This is a genomic window from Thalassobacillus sp. B23F22_16 (assembly GCF_043496955.1).
Lineage (GTDB): Bacteria > Bacillota > Bacilli > Bacillales > Halobacillaceae > Thalassobacillus > Thalassobacillus devorans_A.
Window position 1 is genome coordinate 1 of the sequence record NZ_JBIEKD010000023.1, and the last position, 19,792, is coordinate 19,792.

The following is a 19,792-nucleotide window of genomic DNA, read 5'->3' on the forward strand; positions in this document are numbered from 1 at the left end:
CCAGGAACGGAAGCCATCCAACCAGGCATGGGATAAATTCAACCAAAAAGGGTTCCGATCATCAAAATTCGATGATCGGAACCCTTTTTTACTATTTTCGACTAGTTATGTCCCAGCCTCTTTTTTATGGTTTACATCTATATAAAACCCTACTAAAACAAGCATTGTTTCTGTTTAATATTCCTTTCTCTGGGAAAACTTCAAAAGTAAATCTTAAAATCAGGTGACAACGCTTGTCTATATGCCATTTTCATTATAGGATTATAGATGGTACATAATGCAGAGTGAGAAAGGGGATTATTCCATGTCAAACACAATTGAACAGACATCTATCAACACGATACGGACATTGACCATTGATGCCGTAGAAAAAGCCAACTCCGGCCACCCTGGTATGCCTATGGGGGCAGCGCCAATGGCTTATACACTTTGGACTGAATATATGAACCATAATCCTAAAAATTCCAATTGGTTCAACCGCGACCGTTTCGTTTTATCCGCAGGTCACGGCTCCATGCTGCTTTACAGCTTGCTTCATCTCTCTGGTTACAATGTAACCATCGATGATTTGAAGAATTTCCGTCAATGGGACTCCAAAACACCAGGACATCCTGAATTTGGCCATACCGACGGTGTTGAAGCGACTACCGGGCCGTTAGGGCAGGGTATTTCTATGTCTACTGGAATGGCGATGGCTGAAGCGCATCTTGCCGCCAAGTATAATACGGACGACCATAAAGTTGTCGATCATTATACGTATTGTATCTGCAGTGATGGTGACTTGATGGAAGGAGTTTCCCAGGAATCTGCTTCACTTGCAGGCCACCTCGGACTTGGCAAGCTTGTCGTTTTATATGATTCCAACGACATCTCCCTTGACGGTGACTTGAACCGTGCTTTCTCTGAAAGCGTAGAAGAGCGCTATAAAGCATACGGATGGCAAGTGATCCGTGTCGAGGACGGTAATGATACGAAAGCAATCAGTGAAGCGATTAAAGAAGCAAAAGCTAATACGGATCAACCGACAATGATCGAAGTGAGGACTGTCATTGGCTATGGTTCTCCAAACAAGTCTGGTAAAGCGGATTCCCATGGTGCTCCATTAGGGGAAGAAGAAGCTAACGCAGCGAAAGAACATTATAAGTGGAGCCATGATGAAGCCTTCCATGTACCGGAAGAAGTTTATCAGGATTTCCGGGAAAAGATCCAAAAGAATGGGGAAAAGAAACAATCTGAATGGAACGATCTGCTCGAAGAGTATAAAAAAGCCAACCCTGAATTGGGTGCAGAATTCGAAAAAGCAGTAAATGGTGACCTTCCAGAAGGTTGGGACAAATCTCTTCCAACTTATACAGAAGAAGATAAATTGGCAACCCGTGCTTCATCAGGGGAGGCTATCAATGCTTTATCGGAAGCAATTCCATATTTCTTCGGCGGTAGTGCAGACCTTGCCGGTTCCAATAAAACTGCTGTCAAAGGGGAAGATGACTTCTCTAAAAACAATTATGCCGGCCGTAATGTCTGGTTCGGGGTACGGGAATTCGCTATGGCAGCTGCGCTTAACGGTATGGCGCTGCATGGCGGCTTAAAAGTATACGCAGGTACTTTCTTCGTCTTCAGCGACTACATGCGTCCAGCAATCCGTCTGTCTGCACTTATGAACTTGCCGGTGAACTATGTGTTCACCCATGATTCCATTGCTGTAGGGGAAGATGGACCAACGCACGAACCAATCGAACAGTTACCATCCCTTAGAGCTATGCCGAACCTTTCTGTGATTCGCCCGGCTGATGGGAATGAGTCCAGTGCAGCATGGAGAGTGGCTTTGGAATCCAAAACAACTCCAACAGCACTCGTCTTGACGCGCCAGGGACTACCAACCTTGCCTGGTACTGCTGATCATGCCTATGAAGGGGTTAAGAAAGGTGCTTATGTAATAAGCCCATCTGAAAAAGAAACACCTGATGCGCTGTTATTAGCGACAGGTTCTGAAGTGCAGCTTGCTGTACAGGCACAAACAGAATTGAAGGAAAAAGGCTACGATGTAAGTGTTGTAAGTATGCCTTCGTTCGATCGGTTCCGGGCACAGTCTGATGAATATAAAGAAAGTGTCCTGCCAAAAGCTGTCACCAAACGGGTTGCGATTGAAATGGCTGCTTCCTTCGGATGGGAACGCTATGTAGGCCTGGAAGGTACCGTGATCGGCATCGATACCTTTGGTGCTTCCGCGCCCGGGGAAACCGTGATGAAAAAATATGGTTTCACCGTTGATAACGTAGTGAAAGAAACAGAAAAACTGTTCAAGTAAACGGATGAATCAAGCGAGAAGTTGACATGCAAAAAAAGGCTGTCTCTCCGGTTAGAGACAGCCTTTTTTATTCTTGCATGCAACTAATAATACATTCGACAAAACTCGATGGTTTCTTTTTCAGCATTTGACAGATTTATCGTGGTACAACCGCTATAATATCCCTCAAACAGGAGGGGTTAGTGGATGCACCTTTACTATGTCTATGCAGTAAAAGAGGAAATCTCAAAAGAATATTATTATAAAACAGAGTTATTGTTCCGCTTTTTTCAAGAGTATCACAATAATTCTCATATAGATTTATATAGAATGCAGTTTCAATTCATTACGAAGTCATTTCCAGATAGTACATTGATACATTTACTGAAAGAAGATGCAGGTTTCGATCCAAAAGAGTTTCTGGAAGAGGAAAAAATGACAAAATGGGTTGAAACCCATGGTATAATAGAGATAACAAATGAAATGTGTCTTATACAGTGTGATAGTTTGATGGATGCTGAACAACTGCTTTTTCACAAGCTGCGAATGATTGATCACTGTTTTTTTATTGCAGAGTATGCCAATCGGCAGTATGGATGGATTTCCCCACAAAGGAAAGAAATGCTATTATAAGCAGGGAGAACTGAAAAAAGAACTATGAGAAAATAGCAGTTTTTCTAAAAGACGTGCTATTGTATTCTCATGCCCATTTTACTATACTGTTATACTGTATAAGAGACAACATGAAGGAGGAAGACGGAGAATGAGCTTGGGTATTGTATGGGTCATCGTCATTGCCATCCTGGCTTTGATCGGCGGTGTAGCCCTCGGGTTTTTCATTGCAAGAAAATATATGATGAACTATTTAAAGAAGAACCCTCCTATCAATGAGCAAATGCTGCGTACGTTGATGATGCAAATGGGACAAAAACCATCCCAGAAAAAAATCAACCAGATGATGCGTGCGATGAACAATCAGCAGACAAAATAACCAAAATTAAAAAACCTTCTTTCATATAAGGAAAGAAGGTTTTTTTACTAGTTATCTACTGGATAATCGGAATTTTCATAACGGCCATTGATCCAGTATTTAATATTTGTCAAAATGGAAAAGCTCAAAAAGAAATTGACTGCTAAGACTGAGGCAAGCAGGGAATAGTTGTCAAAATGAATCATCTCATAACCTTTGACAGCCATGACAATCATGGACTGGACAATCAAAAAATCACGCTCATTACAAGAGAAAATGCTGTCCTTACCATAGCGCACCCCCGTTGATATTAATAACGTATCTTTGTCTTATTACTTTAACTATAGAATATTTTCACACAAATTTCAATTTTTTAACATGAAATTTTCAAAAGTACACCTTGACAATATAAAATCACCACAATGATGCAACTTACGATAAAAGAAAGAATTAGAAAGGGGGAAGGAAAGTTCGCTTTATGTTATGATGACTATCGGAGCGATAAACCTTAACTATGGATTTTACAAATATTCTATATTAAAATTGACACTATCCACGTCATAAAGGAGTTACTACATGATGATTAAAACAAATGACTTGATACTTAGAACAACCACCACGTTGATTGCCTTCATCTTGTTCGGCTTCTCTGTCTATCTGTTTTTTGCCGGTCATAATAAGCCTGGAGGCGGCTTTATCGGAGGATTGATGACATCTGCGGCTATTATATTGATGTACATGGCCTACGGAATGGAATCCGTTGCGAAAATCATTCCGATCAACTTTCGAGTTGTCATTCCCATCGGCCTGTTGATTGCTGTTGGAACAGGTGTCGGGTCCTTTATTTTCGGGCAGCCATTCTTGAGTCAGACCTTCGCGTATTTCCAACTGCCAGTCCTGGGAAAAACAGAACTTGCGACTGCCTTATTGTTTGATTTAGGTGTTTACTTGACTGTTATAGGAGTTACAATGACCATTATCTTGACGATTGCACAGGATCAAAAGGATGAAACCGCATAAGGAGCCTTTCAGCAATAGACATGCTGAAGAGATCGAAGCAAGGAAATGAGTGGATGAAGATATGTTCTGGTTGATTGCAAGTACCATTGTGGCAGCATTCATGGCTAGTTTAATGATTCTTATCCGTTTGAGAGCTGCCCGGCGACCTGCCAGTGTAAAGAAAATCATTTTACCGCCGTTATTTATGAGCACGGGAGCTTTCATGTTTATGTTCCCGGTCTTCCGGGTTGGATGGCTGCAGGTAGTGGAAGCAATCAGTGTCGGTGCCTTATTCTCTATATTTCTGATTATCACTTCCAAATTCGAAATTAGAGACGGGGACATCTACCTGAAGCAGTCAAAGGCATTTGCCTTCATATTGATAGGTTTATTAGTAGTTCGTATCATCTTGAAATTAATGGTCGGTCAAACGATTTCGTTTGGGGAAACAAGCGGAATGTTCTTTCTATTAGCATTTGGCATGATTGTGACATGGAGACTAGCCATGTTGTATCGCTTTCTGCAGCTTGAAAAGTCACTAACCAAAAATGAGATAGTCTATTAAGAGAAGGCTTTCGCCGCGTATTCAAGGTGAAAACCTCCTTTATATGTAGGTGATTTTCCTCTAATGCATAACAAAGCCTGTCCCGAATAAGCGCGTAGGATAGGCTTTCGTTTTATTCTTGCAATAGATACCGGTAGGGCGTAAGATCAATATTTTTTTCTTCCAGTGTCTTGATCAAAAATTTATGGTCTCTTTTTGGTGTTGCTATGATGTAACCTTCGACGATGACATCTTCTGTAATTCTGCTTTTGTTCTTCTTCAAAGCAGTTTCGCCAATTTTACTGGCAATTTTTTGCCGGGCGATGTCACGGAAAAGTTCTGGCACTGGTGCGACCAGTTCTTCCAGCAGCTGTCTTTCCTGTTCGCCCCACATATGTTTTGTTTCTTCTAAATAGTATTCTTCCCAATCCATATCCGATTTTCCATCTTCCTTAGGAAGACGTTTCAAAAATTTCCGGAACATGAAGAATCCGCCGATAGCCAGCAATACAATCATGATGACTGCCCAGCCTACGATAAATAATGCAAATCCTCCTGACATAAAACCACCTATTTCATCATATATTCAAAACAAAGCCATATTCATTTCTTTCAATCATGACATAATAGGTCAAAAGTTTTACCTGTTTGTCAGATTATAGTATGATAAGTATAACTTATTGGCGGGACTGTGTGGGAATCGAACCCACCTGAGACGGCACGCGCCTCACAAGCAGTTTTGAAGACTGTGGCCTGCACCAGCATAGCAACCAGCCCCAGGGAATTTCAAAAGGTAACATAAGCAATTATAAAATCTGGCACGTGAAAAGACAACCTTTACATTTTCACTTACTGTCGTTTTATTATAAAGATTAGATGAAAAAGGTTCCTTCAACTTGAAGTAGCTTTTCCATGTAAGATACTATATATTTAGATAGAAAGGAAGGAGCGGGTAGAATGGGTAACCATGACCTTGATTCATCTGAACAGCAAGGAAATCTTACTCCTTATACATATTATGATTTTTCCTCTCTACCCGATTGTTTTCAGTCGTGGATTGAACAAAACGGTAATGATCTTGTGACGATTTTTGATTTGGAAGGCACTATTAAATTCATTTCCAAATCAGTAACCCAGTGGCTCGGTTTTAATGTCGATGAAGTCGTAGATTCTAAAGCGGGGGAGTATATCCATATCAAAGATCATCATAAGATCCGGAGCCTGTTGGGTCAAAAACCTGATCAGCCCCATACGACAAACATACTGGTAAGGGAAAAAAGCGGACGGTATATGTTGATGAAGACCCTCATCTCCAAAAAACTCAACCCTGCAGATGGTAAAACTTATATTTTAACCATCTCCCAGCATATTTCAGATCAAAATATGATGGAAGAGCAGATCATGCATGCGGAAAAAATGACAGTCGCCGGACAGTTGGCAGCTAGTGTTGCGCATGAAATCAGAAACCCGCTCACTTCACTGAAAGGATTTCTTCAGCTGCTCCAGGCGGGAATCCGAAAAGAGGAAGAGTATTATAAAATTATGCTCGAAGAAATTGAGAAAATGGAGTCAGTAACGTCCGAATTACTGTTTGTTTCCAAACCAATGACAGACGAACGGACCAGTGAGTCATTGAAAGATATGCTCGGCGATGTCATTACATTAATGGATACCCAGGCCAAAATGCAGAGTATTACGATCCGTACGGAGATCCCTGAAGGAATTTTTATATTTTGTGATCGGTCTCAAATCAAACAAGTGTTCATCAATATCATTAAAAATGCGATTGAAGCCATGCAGGAAGGCGGACTGCTGGAAATAAAAGTATCCCGGAAGGATAACCGTGTTCATATTGACATTGTTGACGAGGGGCCGGGGATACCTGAGGATGTCAGACAAAAAATTACTGAGCCCTTTTTTACGACGAAAAAGAACGGAACCGGGCTGGGTCTGATGATCAGCAGTCAAATCTTAGACAAGCACAACGGTTTTTTCGAAATTCATCCGAATGAAACGATTGGAACAACTTTTCGGCTTGTATTACCAGCTGAATGACACGTTTGCCATGCAAGCGTGTTTTTCTTATTGTTCTCCAGAGGAAAAGGGGGATTTTTTTGCATAAACGTTTTTATACCATAGGCATGGCCGGTCATATTGATCATGGTAAAACAGCTTTAACGAAAGCATTGACAGAAGTGGATACCGACCGGTTGAAAGAAGAAAAAGAACGGAATATTTCCATTGAACCCGGTTTTGCTCCTTTAAAATTACAGAATCACGATTGGAATGTATCGATTATTGATGTACCAGGGCACGAAAAATTTATCAGGCAGATGATCGCAGGTGTTGCTGGCATAGACCTGGTCATCATCGTCATTGCCGGCGATGAAGGTATTATGCCACAAACAAGGGAGCACATGGACATTCTGTCTCTCCTTGGTGTGGAAGAAGCGATTCTCGTTGTCACCAAAGCTGATCTGATCGATGAAGAAATGGAAGAACTAGTTGAAGAGGATATCCGTTCTTACGTGAAAGGGAAAAGTTATGAACGTGCGGAATTATTATTCGTCGATAGTCTTTCCGGAAGAGGTATCTATGAGCTTGAACAGTTAATCGGAGAAAAACTTTCTGTCCAGCCTACGCGCGACGCATCAGGCGCTTTTCGCATGCCAGTGGATCAATCGTTTACGATAAAAGGACAGGGTACCATCGTTAGAGGGACCATTTTTGAAGGGAACCTGCGTACAGAAGATCGTGTTTTATTTCTGCCCCAAAATCAACAAGCCAGAATCCGTCAGCTTCAGGTTCATCATACGCCCGTTACTCAGGCTTTTGCCGGCCAGCGTGCTGCAGTCAATATCACAGGCCTTGGAAAAGAAGATGTTAAGCGAGGGGACGTCATGGTGAAAAGTGATGCTTTTATTACTACCCGCACCCTTGATGTACGCCTCACACTGGTCGATCATCTCCTTTCACCCATAAAACAGCGTGCTCCTGTAAATGTTTATATTGGGACTGCTCAGGCTTCCGGTAAGATCGTATTCTTCGATCGGAATGAGATGACAGAAAGCAGCGAGGAAATATTTTGCCAGCTTCGCCTGAACGAACCTGTTGTTGCCAAAAGAAGTGACCGTTTCATTCTTCGCCGTCCGACCCCTGTAGAAACGATAGGAGGTGGAGTGGTGATTGAAGCGGGTGCTGAAAAGCATCGGTTTGGTGTTAATACCGTTGAAATGCTCAAAGAGAAGAGTAAAACGACGCCGGAAGAACGATTAATCCATTTGTTAAACGAAACGAAATGGATGGATGAACAAGGATTATGGAAAGATACCGCAATGGATCCGAAGCAATTACAAGATGTGCTGCAAACCAATATTGCTGAAGATCGAATAATCGCACTCAGCAACGGCTATATGCTGAGAGAGGAAGTAGACAGGCTATTAGGTGACACAGCTGGCAGTTTAAAAGAATACCACGACCAATACCCCCTTCGCGCTGGCAAAAATAAGGCGGAACTGATTGCTCAGCTTCCATTAAATAAATCGATTGGAAAACGTCTGATGGACTACTGGTTGAAGAAAGGTGAACTAGAAGCTTCCGGGCAATTCTTTGCTCTTCCTTCCTTCACACCCTGTTTTCCAAAGGAATGGGCAGAGCGCTTTCATGCATTAGAGAAACAATGGAGGCAGGACGGCCTGGAGGTGAAAAACTGGCACGCGTACGGGGAGGAGATGGATGTACCGGATAGTTGGATCCAGGAATTAAAGCTATTTTACTTGCAGCAAGATCTGGCCTGGGAACTCGATGGGAAACATTTGGTACACATCAAACCGGTACGGGAGAGTTTTGAACAACTCTACCATGAGACAGAAGAAGCCTTTTCTTTGAAGGAAGCAAAGGATGTGTTCCAAGTCTCTCGTAAATACCTTGTACCTTTGCTTGAGAATGCTGACGAGAGAGGTATGACCTTACGCATAGAAAATCGGAGAAAATGGCTGAAACAACCGTCCGAAATATTATCGAATAAAAAAGAGGCTGACTAGGAAAAAGTTATTTCCTTAGCTCAGCCTCTTTTTTATGGATGAACTACGATGCGTTTATCTTCTGACTTTTTCACTTCACCTATGATGGATGCTTTCGTATCCCCTATAAGATTGAAAGCTTCTACATACGATTCAGCATCTTCCTTTGGCATGGATATTAATAACCCTCCAGAAGTGATGGCATCACATAAGATGAGCTGTTGGACTTCTGTTAGTTCCTGGTGATATTGCACCTGCCCGTCAAGCCAGGCATGATTAGCTTTAGAGCCTCCAGGAATCACACCTTTTTCGGCCAGCTCTATGGTCCTTTTCAACTGAGGAACCTGATGATAAGAAAGATGGATGCTGAAGCCGCTTCCGGCAGCCATCTCATAGCTATGACCTAATAATCCAAAGCCAGTTACATCAGTGACGGCATGTATACGATAACCCGTTAAAAGTTCGGAAGCTGCTTTATTTAATGCGGCCATCGTTTTTGTAACCCGTTCTTTTTCGGCATCTTCGAGAAGGTCTCGTTTGATAGCCGTGGTGTGGATTCCGACCCCGATAGGCTTCGTCAATACGACGGCGTCGCCTGGCTGTGCCGTGGAGTTTTGATATATTTTCTCCGGATGGGCAATACCTGTAACTGCCATGCCGAATTTTGGTTCCTGATCATCAATCGAATGGCCGCCAATGATATCGCCACCGGCCTCAGTCATTTTATCCTGGGCCCCTTGAAGGATTTGGGCGAGAAGTTCCGCCCCCAGCTTCTTAATCGGGTATCCGACGATATTGAGCCCTGTTTTGATTTCGCCTCCCATAGCATAAATGTCGCTTAAGGCATTAGCGGCGGCTATTTGCCCAAAATCATATGGGTCGTCTACAATCGGAGTGAAATAATCGACCGATTGAATCATCGCTATTTCATTTGTCAGTTTATATACACCTGCATCATCATTAGTTCCAGAGCCAACCAGAACATCAGCATTAGGTTGAGGAGCATTGATTTGCCGCAGCACGTGCGACAGGTCTTCCGGACCGATTTTGCATCCTCAGCCGGCTTTTGTCGACAATGCGGTCAGTCGTATGATTTCTTCTTTGCTCATGATCCCACCTCCTGTTAACTTAGTATAATAGAAAGAAACAGAAAGAGAAAATGTTGCCACTCTGTCTGTCATTTTAATTTTATCAGGAATATGGCTATACTGATAAGGGATAAGAGAGGAGGAGAGGTATGAAGGATTTGTTAAGACAAATACCTCCTGTACACGAACTGCAACAACTGAATGACTTTATTGCCATTCGCAGGGAGCATCAAGCGACAAAGCGGCTATGGACCAGCTGGATTCAGAAAGCAGTGGAATCCCTGCGTCAGGATATACTTCAAAGCGAGCATCCCAACCCGGCCGATTTTCAAGAGATCATCATAAAAAAGACGCGCCATTACGCGAAACAGTGGGAACTCCCAGCTTTACATAAAGTAATTAATGGTACCGGCACAGTCCTGCATACCAATCTCGGCAGAGCGAGGTTGAGTGAACAGGCGGTCGCTCGTGTAGGGGAAGTGGCTGGTAACTACTCTAACCTGGAATATGATATCGAAAAAGGAAAACGTGGATCTCGTCATGATATACTGGAACGCCGTTTGAAAGAAATCACAGGTGCTGAAGCAGCGATGGTAGTCAATAATAATGCTGCCGCTGTCTATTTAGTATTAAGGGCGTTAGCGAAGGGGAGAAAAGTCATTGTTTCCCGAGGGGAACTGGTTGAAATCGGAGGAAGCTTCCGGGTTTCAAAAGTAATGGAAGAAAGTGATACACAGCTGGTCGAAGTAGGTACAACGAATAAAACACATTTATATGATTACGAAGAAGCCATCGATGAAGAGACAGCCATGATTATGAAAGTCCATACGAGTAATTTTTATATGGAAGGATTCACAGAATCACAGTCGACAGCAAACCTAGTGCCCCTTACGAAAGAAAAAGATCTGATTTTCTATGAAGACCTCGGAAGCGGGTCCATTGTCGATTATCAAGCACAAATGATCGGGAAGGAACCGGTGGTTGGCGATATAATAGCCCAGGGAGCTGACATCGTCTCCTTCAGTGGGGATAAACTGTTAGGTGGTCCGCAAGCAGGGATCATCGCCGGAAGAAAACAATATATCGATATTCTGAAAGAACATCAACTGGCCAGGGTATTAAGGGTGGATAAAATGACGCTGGCTGCCCTTGAAAGTACGCTGCAGGAATATGGCCGGGATAATATTGGACAAGGAAACGATGTCTACCGGGCTATTACAAAACAATCGGATGAAATGAAAAAGAATGCTGAAAACTTCATCGAGGAGATGAAGGGCCTTAATCGCCTGACATTACAAGTGAAAGCATGCACGTCCAGAGTCGGAGGAGGCACCATGCCAGAGGTGGAACTGCCAAGCTTCGGGGTTGAGATTACTTCAAAGAATATGAGTCAGGAAGCAATAGAAAAATTTATGCGTATAAATCCTCCCTATATCATTGGAAGGTTTCTTGAGGAAAGTTATTTTCTCGATTTCCGGACGATCACACTACCGGAAATCGAGCAAGTGAAACAAGCGTTGAATAAGCTTAATGCTTACATGTCATGAGAAGCGTTCTTTTTTTGTCGGGAATGATTACGGTTTTTTACTTTTTTCGAACCTTTCAGGGGCTGATTAGGCTGTTTATCTTTTCTGGAATGTGTCATGAGTATCGCTCCTTTCCCGTTTAGGATTTGAGTTTTTCATGGAGTTATGTATGGAAAACATTTGTCTGGTGCATGCTATTGATTAGAAAAACTTGGCTTGCCGCCAAGTACTTTTTAAAGTACACAAAAAAGAGGTGTCTTTGTGAGTTATCATCAGAATAAACAGGAAGCTTTCCAGCATGCATCCAATAAAGTACACGAAGCGGAACGTACAGCGGATGACGTCTTAATGTCGATCCATGAAGCCGATTACGGCACAGAATTGGCACATTTAAAAGAAGAAGTGAACCAGGCTTATCAGCAGGTCGAAAAGGCACTGACAGTTGCCAGTGAACATCAGGAAGAGCAATTGCAATCCTACAAACAGCAACTGGACAAAATCAGAAATCAATTGTTATAAAAAAACAGACGCTCATGACCTGGGCGTCTGTTTTACGGTTTTATTGATTTTTCTTACGCTTTTTATTAAACATTCTTTCTTCCGCAGTCAACGGTTCCCGGGGTGTTTCCTCCTGGTACCCAGCACCACCGCCCTGGGCTTTTGCCGCATTCATTCCCGGGCGTACATGATTGGCTTTTCTTGTTGTCATTTTACGTCACCTCCTCCTGTATACATAGTGTGACAAAAATTGACCAATTTAATTTACTTCTAAATCGTTTTCATTTACAATGGTAGATGCATATTTGTGAACTTTTTCTGAAAAAAGTAACAAATCGAATTTAAAGAATAGTGTAATCGAACTTGAGTTGCATTATTCAATTTCAACTGAGGGGGTAAGAGGAAAATATGGCAAGCAATAATGCTTACAATGCAAAAAAGCAATTTGAACTCAACGGTAAGACTTACAACTACTACCAACTGAAAGCATTAGAAGATGCTGGGCTGGGCAAAGTTTCACGATTGCCTTTCTCCATCCGTATCCTGCTGGAATCCCTGCTTCGACAACATGATGGCCGTGTCATCAAAGACGAGCATGTGGAAAGTCTGGCTAAATGGGGAACCAAGGATGCACAAGGGGAAGATGTGCCTTTCAAACCATCTCGTGTTATCCTTCAGGACTTTACAGGTGTACCTGCTGTAGTCGACCTTGCTTCACTGAGAAAAGCGATGGTTGATATGGGAGGAAGCCCGGATAAAATCAACCCTGAAGTTCCAGTCGATCTTGTTATTGACCACTCTGTTCAGGTAGATGCATACGGAACAGAAAAAGCGTTACAAGTGAATATGGAATTAGAGTTTGAACGTAATGCGGAACGTTACGAGTTCCTTCACTGGGCTCAAAAAGCATTTGATAACTACCGTGCCGTTCCACCAGCAACTGGTATCGTCCACCAGGTTAACTTAGAGTACTTAGCTAACGTAGTTCATGCTGTAGAGAACGACAATGGAGAAACTGATACTTATCCTGATACACTAGTCGGTACCGACTCACATACTACAATGATCAATGGTCTGGGTATCCTGGGCTGGGGTGTTGGGGGTATCGAAGCGGAAGCAGGAATGCTGGGACAACCATCTTACTTCCCTGCACCGGAAGTTGTGGGTGTCAAGCTTAATGGCAGCTTCCCTAATGGTACTACAGCAACTGACCTGGCACTAAAAGTAACCCAGGTCCTTCGTGAGAAGAAAGTTGTTGGTAAATTCGTCGAATTCTTCGGGCCAGGCCTGCAGGAAATGCCGCTTGCTGACCGTGCAACCATTTCAAATATGGCTCCTGAGTACGGTGCAACTTGTGGTTTCTTCCCTGTTGACAAGGAGTCTCTCGACTACCTGCGCCTTACTGGACGCAGCGAGGAACACATTGAACTCGTCGAAAAGTATTGCAAAGAAAACGATCTATGGTATTCTCCAGAATTGCCTGATCCAGAGTTCACACAGCTTGTCGAAATCGACCTTTCCGAGCTGGAACCGAACCTTTCCGGTCCTAAGCGTCCACAGGACTTGATTCCACTTTCTAAAATGAAGGAATCCTTCAATAAAGCGTTGACTGCACCTACCGGGCCACAAGGTTTCGGTTTGGATAAAGACGAAATTGAAAAGGAAGTCACTTTCGACCTGGATAATGGTAAGACTACAACAATGAAGACAGGTGCACTGGCGATCGCAGCCATCACATCCTGTACGAATACTTCCAACCCGCATGTTATGCTGGGTGCCGGTTTGCTTGCTAAGAAAGCAGTTGAAAAAGGCTTGGAAGTTCCTGATTATGTTAAAACATCCCTGGCTCCAGGTTCAAAAGTAGTTACACGTTACCTGGAAGATTCCAATTTGATGGAACCTTTGAACCAGCTTGGCTTCAACCTGGTTGGTTATGGCTGTACAACATGTATCGGTAACTCCGGTCCATTGAAGCCGGAAATCGAAGAAGCTATTGCAAGCAGTGACTTGACCGTATCTTCTGTACTTTCCGGCAACCGTAACTTTGAAGGACGTATCCATCCACTTGTAAAAGCGAACTACCTTGCTTCTCCACCATTGGTTGTCGCTTATGCATTAGCTGGTACAGTGGATATCGACCTGAGAAACGAACCGCTCGGGAAAGACAAGGATGGGAACGACGTCTTCTTTGATGATATCTGGCCATCCCAGGAAGAAGTCAAAAAAGAAGTTGCAAGTGTTGTAACTCCTGAAATCTTCCGTAAGGAATACGAAAATGTCTTTAACTCCAACGAAAAATGGAATGAAATCGATACAACTGATGAGCCGTTGTACGATTGGGACAGCGAGTCAACTTACATCCAGAACCCGCCATTCTTCGAAGGACTTTCTGCCGATCCTGACACCGTCAAGCCGTTGAATAACTTGAGAGCGATCGGTAAATTCGGTGATTCCGTAACGACGGACCACATTTCACCAGCGGGTGCGATTCCGAAAGACATGCCAGCAGGTGAATATTTGCAGGACAAAGGTGTTTCTCCTCGTAACTTCAACTCTTATGGTTCCCGTCGTGGTAACCATGAAGTGATGATGCGTGGTACGTTTGCCAATATCCGTATCCGTAACGAGCTTGCTCCAGGCACAGAAGGTGGATTCACTACTTACTGGCCGACAGAAGAAGTAATGCCGATCTACACAGCTGCCATGAAGTATCAGCAGGATGGTACAGGCTTACTCGTCATTGCTGGTAAGGATTATGGTATGGGAAGCTCCCGTGACTGGGCTGCCAAAGGTACAGACCTACTAGGCATCAAGACAGTCATTGCGGAAAGCTTTGAACGAATCCATCGTTCCAACCTTGTAATGATGGGTGTGCTGCCATTGCAATTCCAGGATGGCGATACCATTGATTCCCTTGGTCTTACTGGCCGTGAAACATTCAATGTGGAAATCGGTGAAAACGTCAAGCCGCATGACCTTGTCGATGTAACGGCAGTAAACGAAGAAGGCAATAAGAAAGAATTCAAAGTGGTTGCACGTTTCGATAGTGAAGTAGAAATCGACTACTATCGTCATGGCGGCATTCTGCAAATGGTACTTCGTAACAAGCTAGCTTAACTTAAATTAGCATCGATCCGCATAGCCGGTAACGGTTATGCGGATTTTTATTTAGGAGGAGATTGCTGATCATAAGTACAGATCCAATTACGCTTCCACTTATAAACAGGGAGCTTTACTTTTGATAAGCCTATATTTATCATCGTTAATGAAGAGTAAATTCCTCTACAATACATAGTTTGGAAAAGGAAGTGTTCCACCATGATCAAGCGAATTGTGGTTAGTGCTTTATTCCTGATATTGATTGGTTACGCTGTCTATAGCTTTGCGGATAATGGTAAGGATGAAGCGAACGGCCCGAATGAATATGATGTTTCTGGTGACACCTCGCAGGAAGGAACAGGGATGATGCCGCCTAATACTCCAAAAGGAATACAAGAAGGGGAACAGGCACCTGATTTCGAATTAGAAACTACCGACGGTGAAACCATTCGCTTATCCGATTTGAAGGGGAAGAAAGTATTCCTTAATTTCTGGGCGACATGGTGTCCGCCTTGTAAAGAAGAAATGCCTGAAATGCAAAAGTTCCATGAAGAGTTTGACGAAGAAGTAGAAATAATTGCCGTTAATGTAACTACGACCGAAACAAGTGTAGATGATGTACAAAAATACTTAGAGGAGGAAGGCTATACATTTCAGGTACCATTAGATAAAAGAAACCAGGTAAGTTCGGAATATCAGGCGATCACTATTCCGACCACCTATTTCATTGGTACTGATGGAACTGTCCAGCAACCGCGCCAGGTTGGTCCCATGACCTATGATTTCATGGTAAAGATGAAAGATAGCTTGAATTAAGGTATATTTTTGCTGAATGAGGGAATCCTTGCTAATAAAAGGAGAGATTCCCATGGCAAAGAGGCGTAAACCCAGTTTCCAGGATCTTGTTAAAGAAAACCGGAAGCAAATACTTTCCGATCACGATCTGATTACTAAAATTGAAACGAAAATTGATGAACGTCATCATCAGAAATTACGTTCATCCTAATGGGAAAGAAGCAAACCATCCCTTGAGGAATGGCTTGCTTTTTTTATTTCAGGCATAAAAAGAGCTTCATTTGCAAATATTATTGCTGAATGGTACTAAAGGAGGAATAAGTAATGAGCAATCCAAAAAAACATGCTCAGGCTTTTACCCCGAGTCATTTGGGTACCCAGCCGAGGGAATCCGAAGTTAACAATGGTAAGAAAATGGAAGTTAAGACAGATAAAGAACCGAAAGTTATTCAAACCAAAGGGAAGAAATAGGAGGTTTTTTACCATGGAAAACAATCAACGCCATCCCAATCCTGATGATCGTAGTGATAATGTAGAAAAATTACAGCACATGGTACAGGACACAATTGAAAATATCGAAGATTCCCATGATGCGTATCCAATGGCTAATGAACAAGAGAAACAGGCAATTGAAGAAAAGAATAAACGCCGCGAAGAATCCATTAATGCGATGCGAGATGAAATTAAAGACGAAGCCCGTCATAACCAAAAATAAAGCCAAACGTCCTTTCACACGAAAGGACGTTTTGTTATGGGCGTGAGCGTCTACATAGTCCTGCCAGGTATGATAAAATAAACCAATGAAACAAAAGGAGGGGCGCTCATGGACACAGAAACAATTTTAGCTGGATTGCAGCAATGGAACTCAATCGACCAACAACCTCCAATTACGGAAACTGAGGCTTTAAAATTACTGGACGAAACACAAGAAGATAAAACAGATATGCAAGCGTATCTTTATGTTGCTCTTGCCTATCATCGGATTAAACGTCACCCAGGGGAAGATCGTCTGGCTGATTTTTTTATTGAACGAGCCAAAGAGATGAAACAAAACCATCCCTTAGTATCCCAATTGAATGAAGCGAAAAAAGTGTTAAAGGTCTATCACAGTCTGCGTGAAGTGCCTTTTGATGACTGGACAATACACGAAACAGATCATCAGTCAGCAAAAGTAAAAAAGGCGGACAGGATCCATGAACAGGTCATTAACCTTTTGAAGTCCTGGGACCAGTCTCTGGTAGAAAAAGATATTGTCGATGCTGCGAGCGGGCGCCTTAAACTATATCAGGAAATTCACTTTCATCTGACCGAATTGAAGGAAATATTAGAGGAAGCCATCGAGTCGATAGAAAACCGGCGTATCCGCTTATCGGCCAGTACGATCAATGAAAAAACAAGAAGAATCAGTAATTATAGAGAAGAACTGTTCAAAAGGCTTCCCGAATTTTTAACCCGTTCCGAAAAGCAGGATCCCCTAGAAGCCTTGGACAATATGATTGGTCTACAGGATGTCAAAATTTATATTCACCGCTATTATCATTATTTAAAATATCAACAGCAGCGGAAGAGCCTTGGGTTCACGATGGTAGATGAGCCCGGTCTGCATATGATCATGACGGGAAATCCAGGCACCGGAAAAACTACCTTGGCCAGGCTCCTGGCAAATATCTATTATGAGCTGGGGCTGCTTGAGACTAGAGAGGTCGTAGAGGTAAACCGGTCACACCTTGTCGGAGCCTATATAGGCCAAAGTGAAGAAAATACAATGAACTACGTCAAACAGGCAACCGGAGGAGTTTTGTTCATTGATGAAGCTTACAGTTTGAGCAGAGAAGGACAAACAGGCAATGATTATGGACAGGCTGTCATTGATACCCTGGTTTCCGCTATGACCAGCAAAGAATATGGAGGTAAATTTGCAGTCATCCTTGCTGGATATCCAGAAGAGATGCGTCAATTTCTATGGTCAAACCCTGGACTGCGGAGCCGTTTCCCTGAACAGAACCATATTGAACTGCCTGACTACGGAATGAGCGAGTTATTGGAAATTGCTGAAATCAGTGCGATCGAAAATGATTATTACTTTACCGATGGGGCACTGAAACAGTTAGAAACGTTAATTGACAAGCATCGTGTCGATGAATCCTTCGGTAACGCGCGAACGGTTAAAAACCTTGTACTGAAAATCATTTTTAACAAAAGTGCGTTTCAGTCAGAAGTCGATCAGCAGGGATGGCTTGATCATATGCGGCTTACTAAGCAGGACATCGAGATAGAGGATGAATCAGACAGGGAAAAAGAAGCGCCTATCGAGAGGCTGGAAGAACTGATCGGTCTTAGTAATGTAAAGGATGAAGTAAAAAAACTCTCTGCTTTTGTAAGGGTTCAGCAGGAACGGAAAGATAAAAACCTGCCGCATGTACCAATCCAGCTTCATTCTGTTTTCACTGGAAATCCTGGCACAGGGAAAACCACGGTTGCTGCTATTTATTCAGATATCTTAAAGCAGTGTGGACTGCTGAAGCGTGGTCATATGGTTGTCGTCTCCCGGAGCGATTTAGTAGCTGGTTATGTTGGACAGACCGCAATCAAAACGAAGAAAAAAGTCAGGGAAGCGCTTGGAGGGGTTTTATTCATCGATGAAGCTTATTCCCTTTACAACGGCGGGAGAGATGATTTTGGAAAAGAGGCAATTGAAACCCTCGTCGATGAAATGACCCGACATAACGAAAATCTCGTGGTTATTCTTGCAGGGTACCAAAATGAGATGCGTCAGTTGGTAAACAGTAACCCCGGATTGACGAGCCGTTTTAAAAAATACTTTCATTTCCCTGATTACAATCCGGCAGAATTGCTTGCTATGACAAAATTCCAGGCTGCGTCTTATCAATACAGGCTGGATGACACCGTAGAGCAATTTCTTGCCGATCGTTATCAGCAGGAAGATGTGAAAGGGAACGGACGATTCGTCAATAACTTAATTAATGAAGCCATCCAATACCAGGCACTCCGGATTGAAGGCGAAGAGGATCCTGCCATGGATCTATTGAACAAAAGTGATATGGAACAAGCATGGAAAACAGTACAGGGGGACTTTTAACATGACAAAAACAGAGACACCGATACGAGTAAGGTACCAGGAAACAGATCAGATGGGTGTTGTTTATCATGCTAATTATTTAGTCTGGTTTGAACTGGGTCGGACTGATTTTATAGAGGCATTAGGTTTCAAGTACCATGAAATTGAAAACCAGGGGGTAGTGTCACCTGTGGTAGACGCTAATATTCAATTCAAAAAACCGATCCGCTATGGGGAAGATGCCTTTGTGGAAACGTGGCTGGACGATTACGATGGGCTCCGGATCACCTATGGATACCGTATTTTCAATAAAAGCCAGGAACTTGCCGTTTCCGGTACTACGAAGCATGTGATTGTGAAAGAAGGAAGCTTCCGTCCCGTATCCATTCGACGTTCCTTCCCGGAGTGGCATGAAGCGTATATGAAAGCATTGGAGCGGTAACTATGGCGTTTGGGGTAGACAGAGAAGAATTGACGCAGTGGAAAGAACGAGTAAGTAAAGGACAAATTGCTTTTTTGACCCATTATTGGCTGGACGATCGTTTTCCGGGTTGCGACACGGTGACTAAAGTTGGCTGCCGGGATGTCGAAAAACTGAAACGATGGGGAGCAAAACACGGCCTCCAGCCGAACTGGATACACCAGGATGATCAATATCCACACTATGATTTATTTGGTGATGTTCAGGCAAGAATCCTATCTGCCGAAGGCATTCATTCTCAAATAAAAAGATTCAACATTAGATGAAATCGTTTTTTCGATATTTCATTATATAAAAATAGGGCGGGTCCAAAGCACCAAAACCGATAATCTGCTAACTGCTAATACTTAAATCACATAAAGTTTATGATAGTAAAAGAGCACTTTTCCTAAGCGAAAGTGCTC

The 19,792-nt window shown here is 42.9% G+C and carries 22 protein-coding genes and 1 tRNA gene; 17 read left to right on the top strand and 6 right to left on the bottom strand.

The features are described from left to right. The first annotated feature begins 304 nt into the window (after positions 1-304). The 3 genes from tkt (at position 305) to ACGTNI_RS15795 (ending at position 3,278) form a co-directional block, all read left to right on the top strand. Positions 305-2,308 (top strand): transketolase, encoded by a 2,004-nt coding sequence (gene tkt / locus ACGTNI_RS15785; RefSeq protein WP_394463692.1) that lies wholly within the window; start codon positions 305-307, stop codon positions 2,306-2,308. A 186-nt stretch (positions 2,309-2,494) separates the two neighbouring features. Further along, positions 2,495-2,920, top strand: coding sequence for a sporulation inhibitor of replication protein SirA (gene sirA, locus ACGTNI_RS15790; RefSeq protein WP_085508479.1), 426 nt, complete (start codon positions 2,495-2,497; stop codon positions 2,918-2,920). A 130-nt stretch (positions 2,921-3,050) separates the two neighbouring features. Further along, entirely contained in the window at positions 3,051-3,278 is a 228-nt protein-coding gene (locus ACGTNI_RS15795) for a YneF family protein (protein WP_062446004.1), read from the top strand. A gap of 47 nt (positions 3,279-3,325) precedes the next feature. Here ACGTNI_RS15795 and ACGTNI_RS15800 read toward each other — a convergent pair whose 3' ends face one another. Further along, the gene (locus ACGTNI_RS15800) at positions 3,326-3,508 is read right to left on the bottom strand and encodes a hypothetical protein (protein WP_394463693.1); all 183 of its coding nucleotides are present in this window, start codon (positions 3,506-3,508) and stop codon (positions 3,326-3,328) included. Positions 3,509-3,836: 328 nt separating this feature from the next. On the opposite strand from ACGTNI_RS15800, the gene ACGTNI_RS15805 reads away from it, so the two are divergent. Beyond that, positions 3,837-4,277, top strand: a complete 441-nt coding sequence (locus tag ACGTNI_RS15805; RefSeq protein WP_394463729.1) for a Na(+)/H(+) antiporter subunit B — start codon at positions 3,837-3,839, stop codon at positions 4,275-4,277. A 61-nt stretch (positions 4,278-4,338) separates the two neighbouring features. Continuing rightward, on the top strand, positions 4,339-4,821 hold the full coding sequence (locus ACGTNI_RS15810) for a CcdC family protein (RefSeq protein ID WP_394463730.1): 483 nt from the start codon (positions 4,339-4,341) through the stop codon (positions 4,819-4,821). Between the two features lie 112 nt (positions 4,822-4,933). Here ACGTNI_RS15810 and ACGTNI_RS15815 read toward each other — a convergent pair whose 3' ends face one another. Together ACGTNI_RS15815 and ACGTNI_RS15820 are read right to left on the bottom strand one after the other, a co-directional pair. Further along, positions 4,934-5,362 carry a DUF2621 domain-containing protein gene (locus ACGTNI_RS15815; RefSeq protein ID WP_394463694.1) on the bottom strand — a complete coding sequence of 143 codons (429 nt, stop codon included), beginning with the start codon at positions 5,360-5,362 and terminating at the stop codon, positions 4,934-4,936. A 119-nt stretch (positions 5,363-5,481) separates the two neighbouring features. Then, positions 5,482-5,578 (bottom strand) — tRNA-Sec (locus ACGTNI_RS15820). Positions 5,579-5,757: 179 nt separating this feature from the next. On the opposite strand from ACGTNI_RS15820, the gene ACGTNI_RS15825 reads away from it, so the two are divergent. Then, positions 5,758-6,855 (top strand): ATP-binding protein, encoded by a 1,098-nt coding sequence (locus ACGTNI_RS15825; RefSeq protein WP_394463695.1) that lies wholly within the window; start codon positions 5,758-5,760, stop codon positions 6,853-6,855. 59 nt (positions 6,856-6,914) lie between these two features. Beyond that, on the top strand, positions 6,915-8,843 hold the full coding sequence (selB, locus tag ACGTNI_RS15830) for a selenocysteine-specific translation elongation factor (protein ID WP_394463696.1): 1,929 nt from the start codon (positions 6,915-6,917) through the stop codon (positions 8,841-8,843). Between the two features lie 32 nt (positions 8,844-8,875). Here selB and selD read toward each other — a convergent pair whose 3' ends face one another. Beyond that, positions 8,876-9,931, bottom strand: coding sequence for a selenide, water dikinase SelD (gene selD / locus ACGTNI_RS15835; protein ID WP_394463697.1), 1,056 nt, complete (start codon positions 9,929-9,931; stop codon positions 8,876-8,878). Positions 9,932-10,059: 128 nt separating this feature from the next. Here selD and selA point away from each other — a divergent pair, with 128 nt between their 5' ends. Next, entirely contained in the window at positions 10,060-11,457 is a 1,398-nt protein-coding gene (gene selA, locus ACGTNI_RS15840) for an L-seryl-tRNA(Sec) selenium transferase (protein WP_394463698.1), read from the top strand. On the opposite strand, the gene ACGTNI_RS15845 is transcribed toward selA, so the two are convergent. After that, entirely contained in the window at positions 11,445-11,555 is a 111-nt protein-coding gene (locus ACGTNI_RS15845; protein ID WP_062446012.1) for a small acid-soluble spore protein P, read from the bottom strand. The genes selA and ACGTNI_RS15845 overlap by 13 nt on opposite strands. A 142-nt stretch (positions 11,556-11,697) precedes the next feature. On the opposite strand from ACGTNI_RS15845, the gene ACGTNI_RS15850 reads away from it, so the two are divergent. After that, entirely contained in the window at positions 11,698-11,955 is a 258-nt protein-coding gene (locus ACGTNI_RS15850) for a hypothetical protein (protein WP_085508498.1), read from the top strand. A gap of 40 nt (positions 11,956-11,995) precedes the next feature. Here the strand turns inward: ACGTNI_RS15850 and sspO are convergent, their stop codons facing one another. Further along, positions 11,996-12,145 (bottom strand): small acid-soluble spore protein SspO, encoded by a 150-nt coding sequence (gene sspO, locus ACGTNI_RS15855; protein WP_062446014.1) that lies wholly within the window; start codon positions 12,143-12,145, stop codon positions 11,996-11,998. A 197-nt stretch (positions 12,146-12,342) separates the two neighbouring features. Between sspO and acnA the strand changes: the two genes are divergently transcribed. From acnA to ACGTNI_RS15895, 8 genes are all read left to right on the top strand, one after another. After that, the gene (gene acnA, locus ACGTNI_RS15860; protein ID WP_394463699.1) at positions 12,343-15,051 is read left to right on the top strand and encodes an aconitate hydratase AcnA; all 2,709 of its coding nucleotides are present in this window, start codon (positions 12,343-12,345) and stop codon (positions 15,049-15,051) included. A 201-nt stretch (positions 15,052-15,252) separates the two neighbouring features. Beyond that, the gene (locus tag ACGTNI_RS15865) at positions 15,253-15,849 is read left to right on the top strand and encodes a redoxin domain-containing protein (protein WP_394463700.1); all 597 of its coding nucleotides are present in this window, start codon (positions 15,253-15,255) and stop codon (positions 15,847-15,849) included. 52 nt (positions 15,850-15,901) lie between these two features. Then, the gene (locus tag ACGTNI_RS15870; RefSeq protein ID WP_139823835.1) at positions 15,902-16,039 is read left to right on the top strand and encodes an FbpB family small basic protein; all 138 of its coding nucleotides are present in this window, start codon (positions 15,902-15,904) and stop codon (positions 16,037-16,039) included. A gap of 113 nt (positions 16,040-16,152) precedes the next feature. Then, complete coding sequence (locus ACGTNI_RS15875) at positions 16,153-16,299, top strand: acid-soluble spore protein N (RefSeq protein ID WP_062446020.1); 147 nt, start codon at positions 16,153-16,155, stop codon at positions 16,297-16,299. A 13-nt stretch (positions 16,300-16,312) separates the two neighbouring features. Continuing rightward, positions 16,313-16,543, top strand: coding sequence for a small acid-soluble spore protein Tlp (gene tlp, locus ACGTNI_RS15880; protein ID WP_394463701.1), 231 nt, complete (start codon positions 16,313-16,315; stop codon positions 16,541-16,543). Positions 16,544-16,651: 108 nt separating this feature from the next. After that, the gene (locus ACGTNI_RS15885; protein ID WP_394463702.1) at positions 16,652-18,928 is read left to right on the top strand and encodes an AAA family ATPase; all 2,277 of its coding nucleotides are present in this window, start codon (positions 16,652-16,654) and stop codon (positions 18,926-18,928) included. A gap of 1 nt (position 18,929) precedes the next feature. Next, positions 18,930-19,349 carry an acyl-CoA thioesterase gene (locus ACGTNI_RS15890; RefSeq protein ID WP_394463703.1) on the top strand — a complete coding sequence of 140 codons (420 nt, stop codon included), beginning with the start codon at positions 18,930-18,932 and terminating at the stop codon, positions 19,347-19,349. Between the two features lie 2 nt (positions 19,350-19,351). Then, positions 19,352-19,654 carry a hypothetical protein gene (locus ACGTNI_RS15895; protein WP_394463704.1) on the top strand — a complete coding sequence of 101 codons (303 nt, stop codon included), beginning with the start codon at positions 19,352-19,354 and terminating at the stop codon, positions 19,652-19,654. Positions 19,655-19,792: the final 138 nt, after the last annotated feature.